Source organism: Nonomuraea guangzhouensis, assembly GCF_019396345.1.
GTDB classification, from domain to species: domain Bacteria; phylum Actinomycetota; class Actinomycetes; order Streptosporangiales; family Streptosporangiaceae; genus Nonomuraea; species Nonomuraea guangzhouensis.
On sequence record NZ_JAHKRM010000108.1, the window covers coordinates 1 to 1,426 of the forward strand.

At 66.1% G+C, this 1,426-nt stretch carries 2 protein-coding genes; both read left to right on the forward strand.

Features of this window, described 5'->3' with window-relative positions; translation table 11 throughout:
* Nucleotides 1–102 precede the first annotated feature (102 nt).
* Nucleotides 103–948, forward strand: coding sequence for an IS5 family transposase (locus KME78_RS63615; RefSeq protein ID WP_219539951.1), 846 nt, complete (start codon nucleotides 103–105; stop codon nucleotides 946–948).
* 18 nt (nucleotides 949–966) lie between these two features.
* A complete protein-coding gene (locus KME78_RS63620; RefSeq protein WP_219539952.1) occupies nucleotides 967–1,377 on the forward strand; it encodes a hypothetical protein in 411 nt (136 codons plus the stop codon).
* Nucleotides 1,378–1,426 lie beyond the last annotated feature (49 nt).

The following is a 1,426-nucleotide window of genomic DNA, read 5'->3' on the forward strand; positions in this document are numbered from 1 at the left end:
AGAGGACGTTCTGCAACGGTATGGGCCTTTAATCCCTGCGTTTCGATAGGGATTTTCGGCAAATAGGTTGACGTTCAGTGTGAGTGCGCTCAACTGACAGTTATGGGCGAGCGCATGCCATACCCCAGCGATCTGTCCGACGAGCGGTGGGAACTGATCCGGCCCGTCATCACCTCGTGGAAGGGACAGCACACGTCGGTCAGCGGCCACGAGGGCCGCTACGACATGCGGGAGATCGTCAACGCGATCCTGTATCAGGCCCGGACCGGCTGCCAGTGGCGCTACCTGCCGCATGACCTCCCGCCCTACACCGCGGTGTACTACTACTTCGGCAAGTGGCGCGATGACGGTACCGACCAGACCATCCATGACCTGCTGCGCTGGCAGGTGCGCGAGCAGGCGGGCCGGTCCGAGGACCCCAGCGCGGTGGTGCTGGACACCCAGACCGTGCACACCTCCATCAACGCGCCGACGGGCACCACCGGGCTGGATCCGGGCAAGAAGAGCCGAGGCCGTAAACGCGGCATCGCCTCCGACGTGCTCGGCCTGGTCATCGCTGTCGTAGTGACCGCCGCGAGCGTGCACGACAACGCCATCGGATCGGTGTTACTGGACAAGGTCGCCGCCGGCAACCCGAGCGTGACCAAGGCCTGGACCGATGCCGGGTTCAAGAACGCGGTCGCCGTCCACGGCGCCGGCCTGGGCATCGACGTGGAGGTGGTGCACCGCGACCCGCACACCCTCGGCTTCACGCCGCTGCCCAAACGGTGGATCGCCGAGCAGGTCTACGGCACGCTGATGCTGCACCGCCGGCTGGCCCGCGACTACGAGACGCGGACCGCCAGCTCCGAATCGATGATCTATTGGTCGATGACCGACAACATGACCCGCCGGCTGACCGGGACGACCACCCCGACCTGGCGCGATCCCCACCAGTCGACGGCATAGCCGGGGTCAGGACCACGGATGCGCGAGTTTCTGGAGCGCCTGGCCGAGCGAGAAGCCGCCGCCCAGGCCGAAGCCGACCGGCTGCGCGAGCAGATCACCGAGCTGTCGGAGCGGCTGAGCACTGCCGAGCAGGTACTGTCTCGGCTGCGCGTCACCCGCGAAACGATCCTGGAGATGACCGGCGACCTGGCCGAAGTCACCCCTGTTGCGGCCTCGCTCGCGCCCGCTTACCGGCAGATCCTGGCGATCGTGGAGCAAGCACCGGACGGGCTACGGGTCAAGGACATCTGCCGGATGCTGAACACCGGGGTGGAGCCCAAGTACACCGAGAGCCTGCGCGCCAAACTCAAACGCATGGTCGCCCGGGGCATCGTCGTCGAACCCGAACCGGGCCTCTTCGCGCTGCCCCAACCGAGCTCTCACGAATAGATAGCGCTGCCCAGACTCAGACCTGACGAACGCTCACAGAACACCCACT

What these genes read in the sequence shown, in the direction of transcription:
- KME78_RS63615 (WP_219539951.1), top strand. Translation starts at nt 103, where the DNA reads ATGGGCGAGCGCATGCCATACCCCAGCGATCTGTCCGACGAGCGGTGG.
- KME78_RS63620 (WP_219539952.1), top strand. Translation starts at nt 967, where the DNA reads ATGCGCGAGTTTCTGGAGCGCCTGGCCGAGCGAGAAGCCGCCGCCCAG.